Here is a 20769-nt window from a genome sequence, read left to right on the forward strand (position 1 = left end):
TCGACGCGATCGACCGTCCGCCGCAGACCCTTGTGCGCACTCTGTCCCGAACCGGCGCCCTGCGGTGCCATACGCCCATGACCGCCGGGACCCTCACCGCCAGGACGACGACCGCCGAACACGAACTCGCCGCGCTCCAGCGAGAGCACGGCCGGCCGCTCTTCGCGCTGCTGCTGAGGCTGTGCGACGGCGACCGCCAGCGCGCCGAGGACCTCGTCCAGGAGACCCTGGTCCGCGCCTGGCAGCACCCCGAGGCCCTGCGCACCGACGCATTCGAGTCCGTACGGCCCTGGCTGCTCACCGTCGGCCGGCGGCTCGCCATCGACGCGCGGCGGGCCCGGCAGGCCCGGCCCGCCGAGGTCGGGGACGCGGTGCTGGAGAACGCGCCGGTCTGCGGCGACCACGCCGAACGGGCGGCCGCCACCCTCGATGTGCGCGAGGCTGTGAAGACACTCACTCCGGAACACCGTGAAGTCCTGGTGCTCGTGTACTTCCGAGGGGCGAGTGTGGCGGAGGCCGCCGAAACGCTCGGCATCCCGCCCGGTACCGTGAAGTCCCGCGCGTACTACGCGCTGCGCGCCCTGCGCCGGGTGCTTCCGGGTTACGCGCCCGACCTGGGCTGAAACCCACGGTCGAGTCAAGCCTCCGTAAAGCGCCTTGCCTTGGACCCCGGTTGAGTAATCGGGTGTCCTTATCCGTGTTCCGGATGGGGCCCGGTCGCCGGTTTTCCGGCGCCGAATGAAGCGCACGCACCGGAGGAAGGCAGGAAGGGATGCTGCACAGAGGTCATCAGAGCACGGACGGCGCCGGCGGCGGGGAACTGACGGTCCCCATGGCCTGGCTGTACGCCGAGTACATCGCCGACGAACTGCTGCGGACCGGCGATCTCATGCCGCCGACGTCCTTCGAGTTCCGCGCCGGGCGCGACGCCCTGGCGCTCACCATCTTCCTGTCCGACACCGACGGCGAACTGCCCGGGATCCGGGTGGTCACCCAGCTGGAGACGTGGCTCTCGCTGACGGCGTACGACCAGCCCTGGCAGGACTGGGTCGCCGAACGTATGTCACAACTGGCGGCCGAGACAGCCGAGTCGGAGGGCCCCGACCCCGATCTGGAGCTGGCGTCGGCGGCCTGGCGCTGGCTGGAGGAGACCGAACTGCTCGCCCCCGACCTCAACGCGGTGCCGGGCGGCGCGCCGCCCGGCGAGGACGAGGGCCCCAAGATCTGGACGCCCGCCTGGCAGCTCGGTCTGCCCCTCGGACATCTCGCGATCCACCTTTTCTAGCCGTTCCGGATTCGGACCAATCCATGGGCCGGACCGCTCCGAACATCTGGGTCACGATTCGGTACGGGACTTGAGTGTTTCCTCTGGCTGGTGCGTACCGGTGGGAGCAAGGAGTAACCCCACTGGCACTCAACGGCACGAGGTTTCGGCATGAGGTCCCTGGAGAGGCATCGCGACGTCGGCGCGTACGCGCTGGGCGTGCTGGACGAGGCGGAGGCCTTCCGTTTCGAGGACCACCTCATGGAGTGTCCTCGATGCGCGGCGGAGGTCACCGAGTTCGGCGCCACCACCCGGCAGTTGATGCTGTACCGGAGGGCGACACCGCGCGCCGTGCACCCCTTCGCCGGACCCGGCCCGCAGCTGCTCGACCGGCTCCTCGGCGAGGTCGCCACCCGGCGCCGGGCCGCCAAGCGCCGGCTGCTCTACGCGGTGGCCGCGGCCGTGGTGGTCGCCGTCGCCGGTCCCGCGCTCGCCATGATGGCCGGTGGCGGTGGGAGCGGTGAGGAGCCGGTGCGGGTCGTCGCGGCGACCGACCGGAAGTCGGGCGTGTGGGCGCAGGTGACGGCCGAGGACGAGGTCTGGGGCAGCCAGGTCGAACTCGAGGTGAAGGACGCCGCGGGACCGCGCGCCTGCCATCTGATCGTCATCGGCCATGACGGCTCGGAGGAGATCGTCACCACCTGGATGGTCCCCGACCACGACGCCCGCCCCCACACCATGAAGGGCGGCGCGACCATGCAGTCCGACCAGATCGCGCGCTACGAGGTACGGACGAAGAACGGCGAGACCCTCGTCGTCCTCAGGCCCAGCTAGCGGCACAGCCGCCCCCTGTCGCCCGCCGCCCTACTTCAGCAGCCGCGACATCCGCCGGTCCGCCAGCGGCTTGCCGCCCGTCTGGCAGGTCGGGCAGTACTGGAGCGAGGAGTCGCTGAAGGACACCTCTCGGACGGTGTCGCCGCAGACCGGGCAGGGCTCGCCGGTACGGCCGTGGACGCGCAGGCCGCTCCTCTTCTCCGCCTTGAGCCGTCCGGCCGCCACGCCCCGCGAGCGTTCCACCGCCTCCGTGAGGGTGCTGCGCAGGGCCTCGTAGAGGAGATGGGTCTCCTCGGGGGTGAGGGAGGCCGCGAGTTTGAAGGGCGACATCCGCGCCGCGTGCAGGATCTCGTCGCTGTAGGCGTTGCCGACGCCGGCGATCAGGGACTGGTCGCGCAGGGCGCCCTTGAGCTGCCGTCGCTCGCCGGACAGCAGGGCGGCGAAGCGCTCCTCGTCGAAGTCGGCGGCGAGCGGGTCGGGGCCCAGCCGGGCGACACCCGGCACCTCGCCCGGGTCGCGGACGAGGTACACGGCGAGGCGTTTCTGGGTGCCGGCCTCGGTGAGGTCGAAGCCCTCGCCGGTCTCCAGGGCGACGCGCAGCGCGAGGGGGCCCTTGCCGGGGCGGGGCGGCCCGTCGGGGAGGCGGTCCTTCCAGTGCAGCCAGCCCGCGCGGGCAAGATGGGTGACGAGGTGGAGGCCGTCGGCGGTCTCCAGGTCGAGGAACTTGCCGTGCCGGCGCACCCCGGTGACCGCCTGGCCCTCGACGGCGGCCAGGGGCGGGTCGTACGTCTTCAGCACGCTGATCGCGACGGGCAGGACCCGCACGATCTCGTGGCCGACCAGGTGCTCGGTGAGGAAGTCCTTGAGCGCTTCGACCTCGGGGAGTTCCGGCATACGTCCAGGGTGCCATCCGCGGGCCCGGTGTTCAGCTCCGGTCCGGCACGCCGAACTCGCACCACACGCACTTGCCGCCGCCGCGCGCCTCCACGCCCCACACGTCGGAGAGCAGCTCGACCAGGAGCAGTCCGCGCCCGGAGACGCCCGAGTCCCCGGCCTCGCGGCGGCGCGGCAGGGCGCTGGAGGAGTCCTCGACCTCGACGCGCAGCCGGCGGCCGCCGCCGGCGAGGAGGCGCAGGGTGACGATGGCGGCACCCTCGGTGTGCATGAGGGCGTTGGTGACCAGTTCGTCGGCGACCAGCTCGACGTCGTCGGAACGCTCCTGGGCGCCCCAGGTGCGGACGGCGGCGCGGATCATGTGCCGGGCCTGGGTGAGGGCCTCGGGGTCGCCGGGCGCCACGTGCTGCTGGAGCCGGCTGCCGGTCTGCGCGGCGTCCGGTCCGCGCCGGCGCAGCAGCAGGAGGGCCACGTCGTCGTCACCGCCGCGCTCCTCGGCGACGTCGATGAGCATGTCGGCGAGTTTGCGGACGTCGTCGGGGCCGGTGGCGATCAGCTCGGCGAGGGCGCGCATGCCGTCGTCGAGGTCGGCGCCGGGCTGCTCGACCAGCCCGTCGGTGCACAGCAGCAGGGTGTGGCCGGGGTCGAGTTCCAGGGTGGCGACGGGATACTCGAGGCGGCCGAACTCGGCGGACAGTCCGAGCGGCAGCCCGCCGGGGACGGAGATGCGCCGGCAGGTGCCGTCGGTGCCGCGCACCATGGGGTCGATGTGGCCGGCCCGGACCATCTGGACGACGCCGGTGGACAGGTCGGCCTCCGTGTAGAGGCAGGTGGCGAAGCGGTCGGTGTCGAGTTCGTGGAGGAAGACGGAGGCGCGGGCCATCACGGTGGCCGGGGTGTGGCCCTCGGAGGCGTAGGCCCTCAGGACGATGCGCAGCTGGCCCATGACGGCGGCGGCGTGCGTGTCGTGGCCCTGGACGTCTCCGATGACGGCGCCGACCCGCCCGCCGGGCAGCGGGATCAGGTCGTACCAGTCGCCGCCGATGTCGCGGCCGTGGGAGCCGCCGATGGTGGCGGCGCGGTAGCGGACGGCGACGTCGGCGCCGGGCACGCTGGGGATGGTGCGCGGCAGCATGGCCTGCTGGAGGCCCTGGGCGATGTCCTTCTCCTGCTCGTAGAACATGGCCCGTTGCAGGGACTGGGCGATGCTGCTGCCGAGGGCGACGAGGATGTTGCGTTCCTCGGGGGTGAAGCCGCGCCGGTCGCTGTAGAGCAGGCCCATCGCGCCGATCGGGCGGGCCTGGACGATGAGCGGCAGATAGGCGGCCGAGGTGATCTTCAGGTCGGTGATGTTCGGCCACAGCACGGGGTAGCCGGCCGCGAACTCGTCCGGCGACTCGATGAACCGGGGGGTGAGGGTGCGCACCACCTCGCTCATCGGGTACGGCTCGTCTATCCGGGTGACGAGGGTGCCGGGCACGAAGCTGCCCTCGGGGCCCTCGGCGATCAGCCGGATCCGGCCGGCCTCGACCAGACCCATGACGAGACTGGTCGCGCCCAGATGGATGAGTCCGTGGGTGTCCTTGAGGACGTCGATGACGTCCTTCACGGTCCGCGCGTGCGCCAGGGCGGCGGTGGTGAGCTGGACGACGTTGGTCTGCTCGCGGCGGGCGTCGTCGAGTGCCGCCTCCTCGCGGTGCGCGGCGAGGTCGCGCAGCTCGTCGGTCGCGTCCCGGACGATGCCGATGATCCGTCGCGGGCGGCCCGTGTCGTCGCGCCGGATGTAGCCCTGGGTGTGGGTCCAGCGCAGGCCGCCGTCTCGGCGGCGGATGCGGAAGTAGGCGCCGTAGTTCTCGCTGCCGTCCTTGATGGCCTGGGTCACCAGGGTGTCCAGGCGCAGTGCCTCGGCCGGGGGGACGCGCGGGGAGAGGTTCTCCGGGTGGCCGTCGTACTCCTCGGGGGTCAGGTCGAAGATCTCGTGGGCGCGGGCGTCCATGGCGAACAGGCCGGTGTCCAGGTCCCAGTCGAAGCCGCCCATGCGGTTGAGTGCCAGGATCGGGTCCGGGTGGGCGGGCCAGTCGTCCGGGAGGGACAGTGCGCTCGCTCCCCGATCAACCATGCGCCCACCTTGTCAGGATTTGCCCGATTCTTCGACCGGGAGGGGATCACGTGCGTGACGCGTCCCGGCGTGGAACTCGGCGGGTCTCGGGACCTGGGAAACGGGAGAGGAGCGGAGCTGCGTGGAGTGGTTCACCGCACCCGACTACTGGCTGAGCCGGACGGTCTTCCAGCGGGCGCTGGCCTGTGTGTACCTGGTCGCGTTCCTCACGGCGGCGCTCCAGTTCCGCGCGCTGCTCGGCGAGCGCGGGATGCTGCCGGTGGCCCGCTTCGTCGAGCGGGTGCCGTTCCGGCGGGCACCGAGCGTGTTCCACCTGCGCTGTTCGGACCGCTTCTTCGCCGGGTGCGCCTGGGCGGGCTGCGCGGTGTCGGCGGCGCTGATCGCGGGCCTGGACTCCCTGCTGCCGCTGTGGGCGGCGATGCTGATGTGGCTGGTGCCGTGGGCGCTGTACGTGTCGATCGTCAACGTCGGCCAGACCTGGTACGGCTTCGGCTGGGAGTCGCTGCTGCTGGAAACCGGTTTCCTCGCCGTATTCCTCGGCAACGACGAGGTGGCCCCTCCGGTCGTCGTGCTGTTCCTGCTGCGCTGGCTGCTGTTCCGGGTCGAGTTCGGCGCGGGTCTGATCAAGATGCGCGGTGATCCCTGCTGGCGGAAGCTCACCTGTCTGGACCATCACCACGAGACCCAGCCGATGCCCGGCCCGCTGAGCTGGTTCTTCCATCATCTGCCGAGGCCGCTGCACCGGGTGGAGGTGGCCGCCAACCACGTCACCCAGCTGATCGTGCCGTTCCTGCTGTTCACCCCGCAGCCGATCGCGACGGCCGCCGCGTCCCTGATGATCCTCACCCAGCTGTGGTTGGTGCTGTCGGGCAACTTCTCCTGGCTGAACTGGATCACGATCGTGCTGGCCGTCCCCGCCCTGGAACTCCCCGCCGACCCGCCGTCCACGCCCGACGCCCCGCTCTGGTACATGGTCGTGGTCCTCACGGTGGCCGCGTTCCTGCTGTTCCTCAGCCACCGCCCGGTGCTCAATATGCTCTCGCGGCGGCAGGTCATGAACCGCTCCTTCGACCCACTGCACCTGGTCAACACCTACGGCGCGTTCGGCAGCGTGAGCCGGGTCCGCCACGAGGTGGTCGTCGAGGGCACCCTCGACGAGGTGCCGCGCGCGGACTCCGACTGGCGGGAGTACGAGTTCAAGGGCAAGCCCGGTGATCCACGGCGCTGGCCGCGCCAGTTCGCCCCCTACCATCTGCGGCTGGACTGGATGATGTGGTTCGCCGCCCTCTCCCCCGCCTACGCCGGTCCCTGGTTCGGCGCGCTGGTGGAGCGGCTGCTGGAGAACGACCGCGACACGCTCCGCCTGCTGCGCCGCTCCCCGTTCCCGCCCGACGAGCCCCCGCGGCACATCCGCGCCCGCCTCTTCCGCTACCGGTACACGGACTGGCGGGAGCTGCGCGAGACGGGGGCGTGCTGGGAGCGGACGTACGTGCGGGAGTACCTGCCGCCCACGCGGCTGGCGGGGTCGGCTCAGAGGCCGTAGACGCGGGTGGCGGTGCCCTCGAAGACCTGCGTGCGCTCGTCGGCGCTCAGGTGCCCGGTCAACTGCCGGGCCGTGTCCAGGACCTGGCCGTAGCCGGCCGCGAGCGTGCACACCGGCCAGTCCGAGCCGAACATGAGGCGGTGCGGGCCGAAGGCGTCCAGGGCGGTGTCGGCGTACGGCCGCAGGTCGGCGGGCGTCCAGGTGGCCGGGTCGGCCTCGGTGACCAGGCCGGAGAGCTTGGCGACCGTGTTGGGCAGGGCGGCCAGCGCGCGCAGGGCCGCCTCCCAGGGTTCGCGGGCGCCCGAGGCGACGGGCGGTTTGCCGAGGTGGTCCAGGACGAAGGTGAGGCCGGGGTGGCGGGCGGCGGCCCGTGCGCAGGCGGGGAGTTGGCGGTCCAGCACGACCAGGTCGTACACCAGGCCCGCGGCGGCGACGGCGGCGAGTCCCCGGCGTACGTCCGGGCGCAGCAGCCACTCCGGGTCGGGCTCGCCCTGGACCTGGTGGCGGACGCCCTTGAGGTACCGGCCGCCGGGGAGTTCCCGCAGCCGGGCCAGTTCGTCACCGACGTCGGGGCGGGTCAGGTCCGTCCAGCCGACCACGCCCGCGACCAGGTCGTGTCCGGCGGCGAGGGCGAGGAACTCGGGGGTCTCCTCCGCCACGGTGACCGTCTGCACCAGGACGGTCCGGTCGACCCCGGCGGCACGGGCCTCGGGCGCGAGATCGGCGAGGGTGAAGTCCCGCCGCAGCGGCTGGAGTTCATCGCCGGTGATCCAGTCCTGATCACGGACGGACAGGTCCCAGACGTGGTGGTGGGCGTCGACGGTCACGGCAGCTCCCCTACGACGGGCAGGTTCGCGTCGGCGCCTCGGCCGGAGCAGTCGTGCGCGACGTCGAGCAGCCCGGCCGTCCGGGCCTGCCGGGCCACGTCGCGCGGGAGCCTCTCCAGCCCTGCGGCCTCGCGGTGGGCCTCGTACGCGGCGATCCGGTCGGCGTGGACCCTGGTGTACGCGGCGACCCTCATGACGGCTCCTCCGGCGCCCTCCGCGGTGACTCCTCGCCGGGGACCGGGGCGTCGGGTGGCAGGAGGCCGGTTTCCCGCAGTTCCTGCCAGAGCGCCGGGGGGATCACAGCCCCGAACCGGTCGGCGCAGTCCTCGGTCTCGGCTGCCGAGCGGGCGCCGACGAGGACGCTCGCGACGGCCGGGTGGGCGGCGCAGAAGGCGAGGGCCGCGGCGCGCAGGGTCGTGCCGTGACGCTCGGCCGCGGCCTTCAGGCGCAGGGCGCGGTCGATCAGCTCACCGGGGGCCTGGGCGTAGTCGTAGGTGGCGGTCGGCTTCGGATCGGCGAGCAGGCCGGAGTTGAAGGCGCCGCCGATCACGACCGAGGTGCCGCGCTGCCGGGCGGCGGGCAGGAGGTCGGTGAGCGCGCTCTGGTCGAGGAGGGTGTAGCGGCCGGCGCAGAGCACCACGTCGACGTCGGTGTCGCGGACGAAACGGGTGAGCATGGCGGTCTGGTTCATGCCGGCGCCGATCGCCCCGACGACGCCCTCGGTGCGCAGCCGCTCCAGCGCCGGGTAGCCCTCTCGGAAGGCCGCTTCGGCGTGGTCGTCGGGGTCGTGGAGGTAGACGACGTCGACGCGGTCGAGGCCGAGGCGGGCCAGGCTCGCCTCCAGGGTGCGGCGGATGCCGTCGGCGGTGAAGTCCCAGACGCGGCGGTGGGTGGCGGGGACGGCGAAGCCGTGGGCGAGGTCGTCGCCGACCGCCGCCGAGGGCTCGAGCCTGCGCCCGACCTTCGTGGACACCGTGTAGTCGCCGCGGGGGTGCTCGCGCAGGGCCGCGCCCAGCCGGCGTTCGGACAGGCCGAGGCCGTAGTGGGGGGCGGTGTCGAAGTAGCGGACGCCGCGCCGCCAGGCGGCGGCCACCGTGGCGTGGGCCTGCTCGTCGTCGACCTCGGTGTACAGGTTGGCGAGGGGTCCGGCGCCCAGGCCGAGGCCGGTGACCCGGACGCCGCTGCGGCCGAGGGTGTTCATGAGCCCGCCGGACGCAGCCGCAGGCCCTGCATGCCGCCGTCGACGGCCAGGGCGGTACCGGTCGTGGCGCCTGACAGGGGGCTCGCCAGGTAGGCGATGGCGCCCGCGACCTCGGCGGCGCTGACGAGCCGGCCGCTGGGCTGACGGGCCTCCAGGGCGGCGCGTTCGGCGGCCGGGTCGGCGGCGGCGTCGAGGAGGCGTCCGATCCACGGGGTGTCGGCGGTGCCCGGGTTGACGCAGTTGACGCGGATGCCCTCGCGGACGTGGTCGGCGGCCATGGCGAGGGTGAGGGAGTACACGGCGCCCTTGGTGGCGCTGTACAGGGCGCGCTGCGGCAGGCCGGCGGTGGCGGCGATGGAGCAGGTGTTGACGATGGCCGCGTGCGCGGAGGCCCGAAGGTGGGGCAGGGCGGCGCGGGCCGTGCGGACCATGCCGACGACGTTGACGTCCAGGACGCGGTGCCATTCGGCGTCGTCGTTGTCCTCGACGGTGCCCTGGGCGCCGATGCCCGCGTTGTTGACCAGGACGTCCAGGCCGCCCAGTTCGGCGACGGCGGCCGCGACGGCCTCGCGGACGGAGGCGTCGTCGCCGACGTCGGCGCGGTGGGCGAGGAGCGGCTTGCCGACGCCCGTCGGGTCCAGGTCGAGGACGGCGACGGTGGCGCCGCGCTCGGCCAGCAGTTCGGCGGTGGCCCGGCCGATGCCGGAGGCGCCGCCGGTCACCAGGGCGGTCAGCCCCTCGAAGTCGTTCACTCCGCCTGTTCCTTCCGGTCCGGGAGGTCGGCGGCCCAGAAGCCGCCGCCGGGGTAGGTGTACCGCGCGATCGACTCGGGCCGCATGGCGGCGGAGAAGCCCGGTGCGGTGGGTGCCGTGTAGTGACCTTCCCTGATCACCACCGGGTCGAGGAAGTGGTCGTGCAGGTGGTCGACGTACTCGATGACACGGTCCTCGGTGGTGCCGGTCAGGGCCACGTAGTCGAACATCGACAGGTGCTGGACGAGTTCGCACAGGCCGACGCCGCCGGCGTGCGGGCAGACGGGCACCCCGAACTTGGCGGCGAGCAGCAGGATCGCGAGGTTCTCGTTGACGCCCGCGACGCGGGCCGCGTCGAGCTGGAGGATGTCGAGGGCGCCCGCTTGGAGGAGCTGCTTGAAGACGACGCGGTTCTGGACGTGCTCCCCGGTGGCGACCTTCACGGGGGCGACCGCCTCGCGGACGGCGGCGTGGCCGAGGATGTCGTCGGGGCTGGTGGGCTCCTCGATCCAGTAGGGGTCGAACGCGGCGAGGGCCCGGGTCCAGCGGATCGCCTCGTCGACGTCCCAGCGCTGGTTGGCGTCGACCGCGATCCGCACGTCCGGGCCCACGGCGGCACGGGCCGCCCGGCAGCGCCGGATGTCGTCGTCGAGATCGGCGCCGACCTTCAGCTTGATCTGCCGGAAGCCGTCGGCGACGGCCCGGCGGGCGAGGCGGGTGAGCTTGTCGTCGTCGTAGCCGAGCCAGCCGGCGGAGGTGGTGTACGCGGGATAGCCGCGCTCCAGCAGGCGGGCCCGGCGTCCGTCGGCGCCCTGTCTGCCGCGGCGCAGCAGGGTGAGGGCCTCGTCGGGGGTGAGGGCGTCGGTGAGGTAACGGAAGTCGATCTGGCGTACCAGCCACTCGGGTTCGGCGTCGGCGAGCAGCCGCCAGAGGGGCTTGCCGGCGCGCTTGGCGGCGAGGTCCCAGGCGGCGTTGACGACCGCGCCGATCGCCATGTGCATCACGCCCTTCTCGGGGCCCAGCCAGCGGAGCTGACTGTCGCCGACGAGGTCGCGGCTGAGGGTGCCCGGGTCGGCGCAGAGGTCGTCGACGCAACGGCCGACGATGTGCTCACGCAGGGCGCCGATCGCGGCGACCTGCACATCGTTGCCCCGGCCGATGGTGAAGGTGAAGCCGTGACCCTCGTGGCCGTCGGCCGCGTCGGTGCGCAGGACGACGTAGGCCGCCGAGTAGTCGGGGTCCGGGTTCATCGCGTCGGAGCCGTCGAGTTCGCGGGACGTGGGGAAGCGGATGTCGTGGGTGTCGACCGCGATGACGCGGGCGGGGGTCGGAGGCGCCATGCCGCATATTTATCAGACCACTTCCCGCCCCGGACAGCCCACTGACGGTAAAATGGCGCGTTCATTGCGGATGTGGTCTGACCACTTCAGTGGTCAGGCTGCGCGCACCGGCGACAGGAGAGGTGACGTGAACGAGTCCCCGCCCGGCGGGCCGCCCCCCGCCCCGAAGGGCACGGTGACGCAGCGCGCCATCGAGCGGGTCAAGGAGATGATCGGCGAGGGCCTGCTGGAGCCGGGCCAGCGGTTGCCGACCGAGCGCGATCTCGCGGCGCAACTGGGCATCTCCCGCAGTTCGATCCGCGAGGCGATCCGGGCGCTCACCGTCATGGGGGTGCTGGAGGCCCGGCACGGTTCGGGCATCTACGTGACACAGCTCCGGGCCGGCGATCTGCTGGAGACGTTCGGCGTGGTGGCCGACCTCTCGCGGGGCCCGCGTCTGGTGGAGCTGCTGGAGGTCCGGCGCGTCCTGGAGTCGACGGCCGCCGCGCTGGCCGCCGCCCGCATCACCTCGGTGCAACTGGCCGTGGTGGAGGGCCACTTGGCTGCGATGAACGCCACGGACGACCCGGAGGAGAACCTCGCCCACGACCTCGCCTTCCACCGCGAGATCGCGGCCGCGGCGGGCAACGAGACGATGGCGGCGATCCTGGAGGGCCTGTCCTCACGCACCTTCCGCACCCGCGTCTTGCGGGGGTACCAGGAGGAGGGCGCGTACGCCCGCACCCGCCGGGAGCACGCCGCCATCCACCGCGCCCTGGCCGCCCGCGACCCGGAGGCGGCCAGGGCGGCGGCGGCCGCGCACGTGGGTGAGGTCGAGCAGTGGCTCCGGGCCCAGGTCGGGCCGTGAGGGCCTCTCGACGCGGCGCCCTCCGCGAGGCACAGTTCTCCGTACGTACTCGCGAGTAGCACCCTGCACGCCCGCACACCGAGGAGCGCCTGTGACCGAGTGGGTCGGCCGTACCGCCGTGGAGATCGCCGCCGCCGTACGCGAGAAGCGGGCCGAGCCCCGTGCGGTGGTGGCGGAGCATCTGGCCCGGATCGCGCGGCTGGACGGCCGGATCGGGGCGTTCCGGGTGGTGCGGGCGGAGGCGGCGCTCGCGGAGGCCGACGAGGTGGCGGCCCGCGGCGACCGCGACCGGCTCCCCCTGGCGGGCGTCCCGGTGGCGGTCAAGGACAACCTCGCCGTGCGGGGCGAGTCGACCCGGGTCGGCTCGGCCGCGACCCCGGACGCGCCCGCCGGCACCGACCATGTCACCGTGGCCCGGCTGCGCGCGGCCGGCGCGGTGGTGGTGGGCCTGACGAACGTGCCGGAACTGTGCGTCTTCGGCACCACGGAGGGCGTGCACGGCACCGCCCGCAATCCGTGGGACACCTCCCGCACGGCGGGCGGTTCGTCCGGCGGCAGCGCGGCCGCGGTGGCCGCCGGGATGGTGCCGATCGCCCTCGGCAACGACGGCATGGGCTCGCTGCGCATACCGGCGGCCAACTGCGGCCTGGTCACGGTCAAGCCGGGCCACGGCGTGGTCCCGGCGGGGATCGGCGACGGCGACTGGTTCGGGATGTCGGAGAACGGTCCGCTGGCCACGACGGTCGAGGACGCCCGCCTGATGCTGTCGGTCCTCGCGGACACCGAGGTCGTACGGCCGCAGGAGTCCGGGGCGTTCAGGATCGCGGTGTCCGTGCGCAGCCCGCTGGCCGGGGTGACGGTCACCGGGCCGTACGTGGCGGCGGCTCGCGAGGCGGCCGGGGCGCTGACGCGGGCCGGGTATCAGGTGCGGCGGGCCGAGCCGCCGTATCCGCTGTCGCTCGGCGTCACCTCGCTCGCGCACTGGACGGCCGGTACGGCGGTCGACGCGGAGTCGCTGGACGCGCGCCTGCTGACCCGCCGCACCCGTGTGCACGCGGCGCTGGGGCGGCGGTTCCTGGCCGGGGTGCGCGGCGGCACGGCGCGCGAGGAGCTGCGCCGGCGGCTGGAGCCGTTCTTCGCGGAGTACGACGTGCTGCTCACACCGGCGCTCGCGCGGCGGTCGCCGAAGTCGGCGCCGTGGCACGAGCGGGGCTGGCTGCGCAATGTGCTGGCGAACACCGCCTACTCGCCGCTGACGCCGCCGTGGAACCTGACCGGCTGGCCGGCGATGGCGGTCCCGGTCGGCACCCTGCCGTCGGGCGCTCCCACCGCCGTGCAACTGGTGGGGCCGCCCGGCTCGGAGGTCAGGCTGCTGCGGGTGGCCGAACGGCTGGAGGAGCTGCGGCCGTGGCGGCGGACGGCGCCGCTCGACTGAGGAGCGGCCGGGGTCCGTGGGGCCTGGTGTCGCGGGGACGTGGTGTCGCATGGGCGTGCGGTCCGCACGCCCATGCGCTCGGCGATCGCGAGGGCCCGTCGGCGTCAGTCGACGCTGGGCAGGATGTGGGGTTCGTTGAGGTCTTCCTCGTAGCCCGCCAGTCGGATGGGGGCGGAGCGGGCCCACACGTCGAGGCTGCCGAGCTCCCCGGGCCGGCGGCCCGCACGCTCGGCGCGTTCCTTGGGGCGTTGTTCGCGATCCGTCTTCTCCGGTGTCACCGCGCACTCCTTATGTGTCGGTCACCCTCGGGGCGTGCCGGTCGGTCTGCGGATCCGGCGTCTGGCGCTCCCTCGGGTCTGGCTCAAGGGCAGTTCTGACGCGGTGGCGCCGGCAAACTCCAGAAGGAGCAGGCCGCTGTGAACCGGCTTGTCCCATGACGGACGGTGGGTGTGGGGTGGCACTCCGTCCTGCTGTCCGTCGGCTACAGAGTAACCAGATGAGCGGGATACCGCTCGATCGGGCTGAAAATTTGGGGTAACCATGGCAAGTCACCCACATGTCCCCGCAGATGATTCAACACGTTCGCCCCGATAGGCACCCTTTGAGCTTCACTCGTACGGCGTACACGGCCGCACGGGCGTCGCCTCACCGTTGAGCAGTTCAGGTCCCGTTGGCCCGGTCGCAAGGTCGCCATGCTCTGCTGGCGTACCGCTACGGCTGTCTCGCGGGAGGACTGACGCATGGAGCTGCGCAGCGTCGAGGAGCTGATGGACCTGCTGTACACGGGGCGGGGGGTGTGGGACACCCCGGCCCCCGGGCGCGGGGCCCATCGACACGCGGCCGGCATGCGCGGGGCCGGTGCGCGTGGGGTCGATGTGCACGATCACGCGCTGCAGACCGCCGCGCTGCTGCGCCGCAGCCGCCCCGCGGACAAGGAACTCCAGGTGACCGGTCTCGTGCACCCCATCGGCCGGCTGCTGGGGCCGGCCGACGTGGCGGGCCGGGCCGGGCGCGCCGCCGAGGCCGTACGGGCGCTGCTCGGTGAGCGGGTGGCGCGGCTGGTACGGCGGCATCCCTGGCACGGGCCGGCCGCCGACGACGACGACCTGGTCAGGCTGCGGCAGGCCGACGAGGACGGACGGGTCGCCGGGTTCGACGCGGGGGTGCTGGAGGACTGGCGGACCGTGCTGGAACTGGTGGCGGCCCGCAACTCACGGCTCGGGGCCCTCGACTGACGGTCCCTCACCGAGTGCGGGCGCGCCGTGTCACCACTTGCCGGGGGCGTAGTCCTTCAGGAAGACGCCGTACAGGTCCTCGCCCGACTCGCCGCGCACGATGGGGTCGTAGACGCGGGCCGCGCCGTCGACCAGGTCGAGCGGGGCGTGGAAGCCCTCCTCGGCCAGGCGCAGCTTGTCGTAGTGCGGGCGCTCGTCGGTGATCCAGCCGGTGTCGACCGAGGTCATCAGAATGCCGTCGGCCTGGAACATCTCCTGGGCGCTGGTCCGCGTGACCATGTTCATCGCGGCCTTGGCGGCGTTGGTGTTCGGGTGGCCGGCACCCTTGTAGCCGCGGCCGAACACGCCTTCCATCGCCGAGACGTTCACCACGTAGGCGCGCTTGCCGGAGGCCTTGCGCGCGGCCTCGGCCATGGCCGGGCGGAGCTTGCTGATCAGGATGAACGGCGCCGTGTAGTTGCACAGCTGGGTCTCGAGCAGCTCCACCGGGGAGATCTGTTCGATGGTCTGCACCCAGGTGTTGGTGTCGACGACGTCGGGGACCAGGCCGCCCGCGTCGATGGCCGTGCCGTCCAGGTGCCGGGCGATGCTGGCGTTGCCGGCGACCAGGGCGAGGTCGGCGACCTGCTGCGCGTCCAGGCCGCTGGTGCCGAGGGGCAGCGCGGCGATGCCGTCGACCGCCCCGGAGTTGAAGGCACCGATGACATGGTGGGCGGGCAGCTCGCCGGCGGGCAGGGGGGCACTCTCGCCGTCGACCAGGGCGGCGTAGGCGGAGGGCAGCCGGCGTACGGTCTGCGTCGCGTTGTTGATCAGGATGTCGAGCGGGCCCTGCCCGGCGACCTGGTCGGCCAGCGCCACCGCCTGTGCCGGGTCGCGCAGGTCGATGCCGACGACCTCCAGGCGGTGGATCCAGTCCGCCGCGTCGTCCATCGCCTTGAAGCGGCGGATCGCGTCCTTCGGGAAGCGGGTGGTGATCGTCGTGTGGGCGCCGTCGCGCAGCAGCCGGAGCGCGATGTACATGCCGATCTTGGCGCGGCCGCCGGTGAGCAGCGCGCGCTTGCCGGTGAGGTCGGTGCGGGCGTCGCGGCGGGCGCGGTTCTCGGCGGCGCAGTCCTGGCAGAGCTGGTGGTAGAAGTAGTCGACCTCGACGTAGCGCGCCTTGCAGGTGTAGCAGGAGCGGGGGCGCTGGAGTATCCCCGCGATCCGCATCTCCTCGGTGACCGAGGACGAGGGCAGGACGCCCTCCGTCTCGTCGTCGATGCGCTGGGCGGAGCCGGTCGCGGTGGCCTCGGTGACCGCCTTGTCGTGGGCGGTCTTGGCGGCCCGGCGCTCCTGGCGGCGGCGCTGCTTGACCGTGCGGTAGATACCGGCGGTGGCCCGGCGCACGGCGATCGCGTCGGGGTGGTCGACGTCGAGCTTGTCGAGTTCCTCCAGCACGGCGAGGCAGACCGCCAGCCGCTCGGGGTCGATGCCGGGCCCGTACACGACCTCGTCCATGGTCGCCGAGCCGTCCTCTGTCACCGTCATCGCGCTGCCGTTTCCCTGCTGCCCCGTGCGGCGCTCCGACCGCGCTCGCTTTCGAACCGGGAATTCTACGGAGCGCCTGGGCACACCTCCAAACCCGCGCGGGTCAAGAGTGGCAGGCCGTGATGAGCGTCTCCACCTCCGCGGTGAGCGCCCGCGCGAACCGGTCGAGATCGGGAACCGCCTCGGCGTCCGCGACCAGGCCGAAGTGGACCCGGCCCCGGTACGTCGAGATCGCCACCGCCAGGGACTGGCCACGGGCGAGCGGGGCGTAGGGGAAGACCTCGGTCACCGGGTTCCCGGCCAGCTTCAGGCCGAAGCTCGGCAGGGGCACGCTGGTGACGAGGATGTCGAACCAGAGCCGGGCGGCCTGGCTGACCAGGGGGCCGCCGAGGCGGTGGCCGAGGGCGGGGACGTGGTCGGCGAGCAGGGCGACGGCGCCCGCCCCGCGACCGGGTCCGGCGTCCTTGTTGCGGTTCATGGCGGTCCGGACCGCCGCGAGCCGGCCGAGCGGGTCGGGGTCGTCGACGGGAAGCCGCATCAAGTACCCGGAGAGCCGGTTGCCCTGCGGGTGGGCGGTGCGCGGGCGGCGCTTGGAGACGGGGATGAGGGCGCGCGGGGTCACGCCCGCGCTGCCGTCGCCGCGCTCGTCGAGCCAGGTGCGCAGGGCTCCGGCGACGACCGCGATCAGTACGTCGTTGACGGTGCCGCCGACCACCTTGCGCACCCGGTGCACGTCGTCGAGGTCGATGACGACGCCGCCGGTGCGGCGGGTGCCGGTGGGCTCGGCGGTGAGGGCGCTGGTGGAGCGCATGCCGAGGGTGTGGACGGCGACGGAGGCCCCGATGTCGAGGGCGCGGCCCACGTCGGACACGGCGTCGGACAGGGCGCCGCGCAGCAGGCCGGGCAGTCCCCGCATGTCGGGCAGCCTGCCGCGGGCCGGTTCCGCCGGGCGGGGCCGGGGCGCGGGCAGGTCCATGGGGTCCAGGACGGCGGCGGCGAGGGTCAGTGCGCGCAGACCGTCGGCGAGGGCATGGTGGAACTTGAACAGGACGGCGAAGCCGTCGCCCTCCTCGGCCGGCAGGACGTGCGCCTCCCACGGGGGCCGCCCGCGCTCCAGCGGGCGTTCCATGAGCCGCCCGGCAGCCGCCTGGTAGTCGGCGGTGGGCGCGTGCAGGTGGACGTGGTGCAGCGGGTCGAAGTCCGGGTCGGGCTCGCGCACCGCGCCGCCGAAGGAGAGCGGCCCGGTGGACGGCGCCCACACGTCGCGGATCCGCATGCGCAGTCCGGGGACGGCGGCCGCCCGGCCGGCGAGCAGGTCGGCGGCATGCGCGGCGGCGGTCGGGGAGGGCGCGGCGAAGACACCCAGCGCGCCGAGGTGCATCGGGTTCTCGGGGGACTCGATGTTCCAGAACGCCAGGTCGAGGGGTGCGAGCGGATCAGCAGTCACGGGCTTGCCTCGCGTCGACGGAGAGTGAGCCAGTAGTCAACCCCCTCCCATGATTACGGTCAAGTACGATCAGGCTACGCACAGTTAACAACGGATTAAGTATCGGCCGAAAAGAGTATTCCGCTCGAAAGCGTCACCGATCGGGACACTCCGCTCACGTGACTCTCTGCCCCTTGCCCAGGGCGATCACGCCCGCCTTCGACACCGAGTACAGCTGCGCGTCCCGCTCCGGGTTCACGCCGATCGTCGCGCCCGGCGGGACCTCGACGTTCTTGTCGAGGACCGCCCCGCGCACGACCGCGCCCCGCCCGATGTGCACGTTGTCGTGCAGGATCGAGCCCTGCACGACCGCTCCCGGGTCCACCAGCACACCCGGCGAGAGCACCGAGCGCGACACCTGGCCGCGGATCAGGCAGCCCGCGCTGATAATGGACTCACTGGCGATGCCCCCCGCGTTGAAACGGGCCGGGGAGAGCTGACCCGAGTGGGTGTAGATCGGCCAGCTCCGGTTGTACAGGTTGAAGGCGGGCCGCTCGGCGATCAGGTCCATATGGGCGTCGTAGTAGGCGTCGAGCGTACCCACGTCCCGCCAGTAGCCCTGGTCGCGGGTGGTCTCCCCCGGGACGTGGTTCTCGCTGAAGTCGTACAGCTGGGCCTCACCGCGGTCGGTGAGCTGGGGCAGGATCGAGCCGCCCATGTCGTGCACGGAACGCTCGTCCTCGGCGTCCCGCTGGAGCGCCTCGATGAGGGCCTTGGTGGTGAAGATGTAGTTGCCCATGGAGGCGAACACGCACTCCGGGTCGTCCGCGAGGCCCGGCGGTTCGGCCGGCTTCTCCAGGAACCGCTCCACGGTCTGCCCGTCCGAGCCCGGCGTGATCACGCCGAAGGACGAGGACTCGGTGCGCGGCACCCGGATGCCGGCCACCGTCACGCCCGCGCCGCTGTCGATGTGCTGGGCGAGCATCTGGCGCGGGTCCATGCGGTACACGTGGTCGGCGCCGAACACCGCCACGTACTCGGGACGCTCGTCGTAGATCAGGTTCAGCGACTGGAGGATGGCGTCGGCGCTGCCCAGGTACCAGCGCGGGCCGAGGCGCTGCTGGGCCGGGACCGGGGTGACGTAGTTGCCGAGCAGGCTCGACATCCGCCAGGTCGTGGTGATGTGCCGGTCCAGCGAGTGCGACTTGTACTGGGTCAGGACACAGATGCGCAGGATGTCCGCGTTGACGAGGTTGGACAGGACGAAGTCGACGAGACGGTACGTCCCGCCGAAGGTGACCGCGGGCTTGGCACGGTCCGCGGTGAGGGGCATCAGGCGTTTGCCCTCGCCACCCGCCAGCACGATTCCGAGGACCGAAGGTCCACCACGACGCATGGCCGCTCCCCTCACCCAGATCTGTGATCCATTGCTGCCCCCGCCGGGGGCGCGCTACGCCTGTTTGAGGGTGTCCTCGTACAGTCGGACGGTCCGCCGGGCGACCGCCTCCCAGCCGAACTCCTCCACCGCGCGCACCCGCCCGGCCTCGCCCATGCGGCGGGCGGTGCCGGGATCGCCCAGCACCGTGTCGAGTGCCCGCGCGAGACCGGCCTCGAAGGCGTGGGCCCCCTCGGCTCCCTCTTCCACGGGAACCAGCAGACCCGTCGCACCGTCCTCGACGACCTCCGGGATGCCGCCGACCCGGGAGGCCACGACGGGCGTGCCGCAGGCCATCGCCTCCAGGTTGACGATGCCGAGGGGCTCGTACACCGAGGGGCAGACGAAGACGGCCGCGTGGGTGAGGAGCTGGATGACCTCCGGGCGCGGCAGCATCCGCGGGATCCAGTGCACGCCGTCCCGGGCCCGGCTCAGCTCCGCGAACAGCTCACGGAACTCGCGGTCGATCTCGGGTGTGTCGGGCGCGCCCGCGCACAGCACGACCTGGGCCGCCGGGTCGATGTCCCGGACGGCACGCAGCAGGTGCGGCACGCCCTTCTGGCGAGTGATGCGACCGACGAACAGCACGTACGGGCGGGCCGGGTCGACGCCGATCCGGTTGAGGGCGTCGGTGCGGTGGTCGGGCCGGTACAGGGCGGTGTCGATGCCGTTGTGCACGACGTGGACCCGGTCGGCGTCCAGCGCCGGGTAGCAGGCGAGGATGTCCCCACGCATCGCGCCGGACACGGCGATCACCGCGTCGGCGGCCTCCACGGCGGTCCGCTCGGCCCAGCTGGACAGGCGGTACCCGCCGCCGAGCTGCTCGGCCTTCCACGGGCGCAGCGGCTCCAGCGAGTGCGCGGTCACCACGTGCGGGACGCCGTACAGCTCCTTGGCGAGATGACCGGCGAGGTTGGCGTACCAGGTGTGGGAGTGGACCAGTTCGCGGCCCTCCAGGGCGGCGGCCATGGCCAGGTCCACGGAGAACGTGCGCAGCGCGTCGTTGGCGCCGTCGAGCGCGGACCAGGAGCGGTGGCGCCGGACGCCCTCCGCGCGGCCCTCGCCCCAGCAGTGCACGTCCAGATCGACCAGCTCGCGCAACTCGCGCGCGAGGAACTCGACATGGACGCCCGCCCCGCCGTACACGTCCGGGGGGTACTCCCGGGTCAGCAGTCCCACTCGCACCCGGCAACCCCCTGGGTTCGCATGTGAAGGCCGGTCCCCTTCATGGTCACCCAGACGGGCCTCGTGCGGAAGAGCGCGGGGGTCGTGCGAAGCAACAGTCACCGCAGACCCCACCGCCGGGCACCCGGTGGTAGAGGCAGCAACTGCGGCGGCGGAAGGCCGTACCGGTGAGGGTTCCGGTGCCGGCGAGGAGGGGGTGGGCGAGGAGTTCGGCGGTGAGGGCGCGCGTGCGGGCCGCGGCGTCGGGGCGGCCGTGGGCGCGCGCCCACCCGTCGAGCTGCCGGGCCGCGCCGGCCAGGGCCGAGGCAGCGTTGCCGCGCAGCAGACCGGGGGCGAGGCGGTGGCGGGCGCGCAGGGCCGCCGCCAGCGGTTCGAGGTGGCCGTGCAGGACGGTTGCCGCCAGGGTCTCCACGTCCGCCGGGCGGGCGCGGACCTCCGTCAGCCACAGGTCGTCCGGGGCGCTGCCGTGCGGGTCCCAGCGCAGCAGCCCCGGAGCCAGGTCGGGTTGGCGGTCGTAGAGGACGGCGCAGCCCAGCGCGACCGACCACAGCCGGGCCGCGAGTCCCTGCTGGGCGATGGAGGCGGCGATGCGCGGCTCGGGGGCGCGCAGGGCGCGGGCGACCTTGCCGATCCGGAGGGCCACAGGGTCGGCCGGCGGATCGCCGGGGGCGCCGGGATCGCCGTTCGCGCCGGTCGGCGCCGCGGAGTAGGCCTCGGCGAGCGTCGGCAGGAGCCGGGCCGGTTCTCCTGGTCCGCCGGTGGGCGGTGTCGTGTTCAGGGCGAAGAAGCCGCCGAGGGGGCGCAGGGCCGCCAGTTGGGGGTCGAGGTCCACGAAGTGCAGTAGTACCAAGGAGGGCAGGGGCCGCGCTCAGGGGGATCCCTGGCGTATCCCCCACCCTGGGGAG

Annotated in this window: 20 protein-coding genes; 7 read left to right on the forward strand and 13 right to left on the reverse strand. The window is 73.0% G+C overall.

The genetic code is table 11. The features are described from left to right. Positions 1-77 precede the first annotated feature (77 nt). From ACFWJX_RS19415 to ACFWJX_RS19425, 3 genes are all read left to right on the forward strand, one after another. Entirely contained in the window at positions 78-623 is a 546-nt protein-coding gene (locus tag ACFWJX_RS19415) for a sigma-70 family RNA polymerase sigma factor (RefSeq protein ID WP_383244384.1), read from the forward strand. 149 nt (positions 624-772) lie between these two features. Further along, entirely contained in the window at positions 773-1285 is a 513-nt protein-coding gene (locus ACFWJX_RS19420) for a hypothetical protein (RefSeq protein WP_383244387.1), read from the forward strand. 150 nt (positions 1286-1435) lie between these two features. Beyond that, positions 1436-2098: a zf-HC2 domain-containing protein gene (locus ACFWJX_RS19425; protein WP_383244390.1), complete on the forward strand. Its 663-nt coding sequence runs from the start codon at positions 1436-1438 to the stop codon at positions 2096-2098. Between the two features lie 30 nt (positions 2099-2128). On the opposite strand, the gene ACFWJX_RS19430 is transcribed toward ACFWJX_RS19425, so the two are convergent. After that, complete coding sequence (locus ACFWJX_RS19430) at positions 2129-2992, reverse strand: Fpg/Nei family DNA glycosylase (protein ID WP_383244393.1); 864 nt, start codon at positions 2990-2992, stop codon at positions 2129-2131. Positions 2993-3023: 31 nt separating this feature from the next. Beyond that, positions 3024-5111: a SpoIIE family protein phosphatase gene (locus ACFWJX_RS19435; protein WP_383244396.1), complete on the reverse strand. Its 2088-nt coding sequence runs from the start codon at positions 5109-5111 to the stop codon at positions 3024-3026. A gap of 121 nt (positions 5112-5232) precedes the next feature. Between ACFWJX_RS19435 and ACFWJX_RS19440 the strand changes: the two genes are divergently transcribed. Continuing rightward, positions 5233-6654: a lipase maturation factor family protein gene (locus ACFWJX_RS19440; RefSeq protein ID WP_383244398.1), complete on the forward strand. Its 1422-nt coding sequence runs from the start codon at positions 5233-5235 to the stop codon at positions 6652-6654. On the opposite strand, the gene ACFWJX_RS19445 is transcribed toward ACFWJX_RS19440, so the two are convergent. From ACFWJX_RS19445 to ACFWJX_RS19465, 5 genes are read right to left on the reverse strand one after another with little or no spacing between them, the layout of a single operon-like run. Further along, positions 6642-7481 carry an amidohydrolase family protein gene (locus ACFWJX_RS19445; protein WP_383244401.1) on the reverse strand — a complete coding sequence of 280 codons (840 nt, stop codon included), beginning with the start codon at positions 7479-7481 and terminating at the stop codon, positions 6642-6644. The genes ACFWJX_RS19440 and ACFWJX_RS19445 overlap by 13 nt on opposite strands. Then, positions 7478-7675, reverse strand: coding sequence for a hypothetical protein (locus ACFWJX_RS19450; protein ID WP_383244404.1), 198 nt, complete (start codon positions 7673-7675; stop codon positions 7478-7480). Before ACFWJX_RS19450 ends, ACFWJX_RS19445 begins: the two co-directional genes overlap by 4 nt. Further along, positions 7672-8682, reverse strand: a complete 1011-nt coding sequence (locus ACFWJX_RS19455) for an aldo/keto reductase (protein WP_383244407.1) — start codon at positions 8680-8682, stop codon at positions 7672-7674. Before ACFWJX_RS19455 ends, ACFWJX_RS19450 begins: the two co-directional genes overlap by 4 nt. Beyond that, positions 8679-9434: an SDR family NAD(P)-dependent oxidoreductase gene (locus tag ACFWJX_RS19460; protein ID WP_383244410.1), complete on the reverse strand. Its 756-nt coding sequence runs from the start codon at positions 9432-9434 to the stop codon at positions 8679-8681. Before ACFWJX_RS19460 ends, ACFWJX_RS19455 begins: the two co-directional genes overlap by 4 nt. Then, complete coding sequence (locus ACFWJX_RS19465; RefSeq protein ID WP_383244412.1) at positions 9431-10774, reverse strand: enolase C-terminal domain-like protein; 1344 nt, start codon at positions 10772-10774, stop codon at positions 9431-9433. Before ACFWJX_RS19465 ends, ACFWJX_RS19460 begins: the two co-directional genes overlap by 4 nt. A gap of 127 nt (positions 10775-10901) precedes the next feature. Between ACFWJX_RS19465 and ACFWJX_RS19470 the strand changes: the two genes are divergently transcribed. Together ACFWJX_RS19470 and ACFWJX_RS19475 are read left to right on the forward strand one after the other, a co-directional pair. Then, entirely contained in the window at positions 10902-11621 is a 720-nt protein-coding gene (locus ACFWJX_RS19470) for a FadR/GntR family transcriptional regulator (protein WP_383244414.1), read from the forward strand. Positions 11622-11712: 91 nt separating this feature from the next. Next, the gene (locus ACFWJX_RS19475) at positions 11713-13056 is read left to right on the forward strand and encodes an amidase (RefSeq protein WP_383244417.1); all 1344 of its coding nucleotides are present in this window, start codon (positions 11713-11715) and stop codon (positions 13054-13056) included. Positions 13057-13160: 104 nt separating this feature from the next. Here ACFWJX_RS19475 and ACFWJX_RS19480 read toward each other — a convergent pair whose 3' ends face one another. Continuing rightward, a complete protein-coding gene (locus ACFWJX_RS19480) occupies positions 13161-13334 on the reverse strand; it encodes a hypothetical protein (protein WP_383244420.1) in 174 nt (57 codons plus the stop codon). 462 nt (positions 13335-13796) lie between these two features. On the opposite strand from ACFWJX_RS19480, the gene ACFWJX_RS19485 reads away from it, so the two are divergent. Beyond that, positions 13797-14291, forward strand: coding sequence for a hypothetical protein (locus ACFWJX_RS19485; RefSeq protein ID WP_383244423.1), 495 nt, complete (start codon positions 13797-13799; stop codon positions 14289-14291). A 30-nt stretch (positions 14292-14321) separates the two neighbouring features. On the opposite strand, the gene ACFWJX_RS19490 is transcribed toward ACFWJX_RS19485, so the two are convergent. The 5 genes from ACFWJX_RS19490 to ACFWJX_RS19510 all read right to left on the reverse strand — a co-directional run bounded on the left by ACFWJX_RS19490 (position 14322) and on the right by ACFWJX_RS19510 (position 20714). Continuing rightward, entirely contained in the window at positions 14322-15818 is a 1497-nt protein-coding gene (locus tag ACFWJX_RS19490; RefSeq protein WP_383244426.1) for an SDR family NAD(P)-dependent oxidoreductase, read from the reverse strand. Between the two features lie 103 nt (positions 15819-15921). Continuing rightward, the gene (locus ACFWJX_RS19495) at positions 15922-17265 is read right to left on the reverse strand and encodes a wax ester/triacylglycerol synthase family O-acyltransferase (RefSeq protein WP_383244428.1); all 1344 of its coding nucleotides are present in this window, start codon (positions 17263-17265) and stop codon (positions 15922-15924) included. Between the two features lie 154 nt (positions 17266-17419). Further along, positions 17420-18640: a glucose-1-phosphate adenylyltransferase gene (glgC, locus tag ACFWJX_RS19500; RefSeq protein ID WP_383244430.1), complete on the reverse strand. Its 1221-nt coding sequence runs from the start codon at positions 18638-18640 to the stop codon at positions 17420-17422. 54 nt (positions 18641-18694) lie between these two features. Next, positions 18695-19864 carry a glycogen synthase gene (gene glgA / locus ACFWJX_RS19505; RefSeq protein ID WP_383244433.1) on the reverse strand — a complete coding sequence of 390 codons (1170 nt, stop codon included), beginning with the start codon at positions 19862-19864 and terminating at the stop codon, positions 18695-18697. A gap of 46 nt (positions 19865-19910) precedes the next feature. Then, positions 19911-20714 carry a (2Fe-2S)-binding protein gene (locus ACFWJX_RS19510; RefSeq protein WP_383244436.1) on the reverse strand — a complete coding sequence of 268 codons (804 nt, stop codon included), beginning with the start codon at positions 20712-20714 and terminating at the stop codon, positions 19911-19913. Between the last annotated feature and the right edge of the window lie 55 nt (positions 20715-20769).

The organism is Streptomyces sp. NPDC058335 (assembly GCF_042723915.1).
Lineage (GTDB): Bacteria > Actinomycetota > Actinomycetes > Streptomycetales > Streptomycetaceae > Streptomyces.

Excerpts from the sequence above, each read along its gene's own strand:
- ACFWJX_RS19420 (WP_383244387.1), top strand. The coding sequence starts at position 773 with ATGCTGCACAGAGGTCATCAGAGCACGGACGGCGCCGGCGGCGGGGAA.
- ACFWJX_RS19430 (WP_383244393.1), bottom strand. The coding sequence starts at position 2,992 with ATGCCGGAACTCCCCGAGGTCGAAGCGCTCAAGGACTTCCTCACCGAG.
- ACFWJX_RS19450 (WP_383244404.1), bottom strand. The coding sequence starts at position 7,675 with ATGAGGGTCGCCGCGTACACCAGGGTCCACGCCGACCGGATCGCCGCG.
- ACFWJX_RS19485 (WP_383244423.1), top strand. The coding sequence starts at position 13,797 with ATGGAGCTGCGCAGCGTCGAGGAGCTGATGGACCTGCTGTACACGGGG.
- ACFWJX_RS19455 (WP_383244407.1), bottom strand. The coding sequence starts at position 8,682 with ATGAACACCCTCGGCCGCAGCGGCGTCCGGGTCACCGGCCTCGGCCTG.
- ACFWJX_RS19425 (WP_383244390.1), top strand. The coding sequence starts at position 1,436 with ATGAGGTCCCTGGAGAGGCATCGCGACGTCGGCGCGTACGCGCTGGGC.
- ACFWJX_RS19490 (WP_383244426.1), bottom strand. The coding sequence starts at position 15,818 with ATGACGGTGACAGAGGACGGCTCGGCGACCATGGACGAGGTCGTGTAC.
- ACFWJX_RS19465 (WP_383244412.1), bottom strand. The coding sequence starts at position 10,774 with ATGGCGCCTCCGACCCCCGCCCGCGTCATCGCGGTCGACACCCACGAC.
- ACFWJX_RS19415 (WP_383244384.1), top strand. The coding sequence starts at position 78 with ATGACCGCCGGGACCCTCACCGCCAGGACGACGACCGCCGAACACGAA.
- glgC (WP_383244430.1), bottom strand. The coding sequence starts at position 18,640 with ATGCGTCGTGGTGGACCTTCGGTCCTCGGAATCGTGCTGGCGGGTGGC.
- ACFWJX_RS19435 (WP_383244396.1), bottom strand. The coding sequence starts at position 5,111 with ATGGTTGATCGGGGAGCGAGCGCACTGTCCCTCCCGGACGACTGGCCC.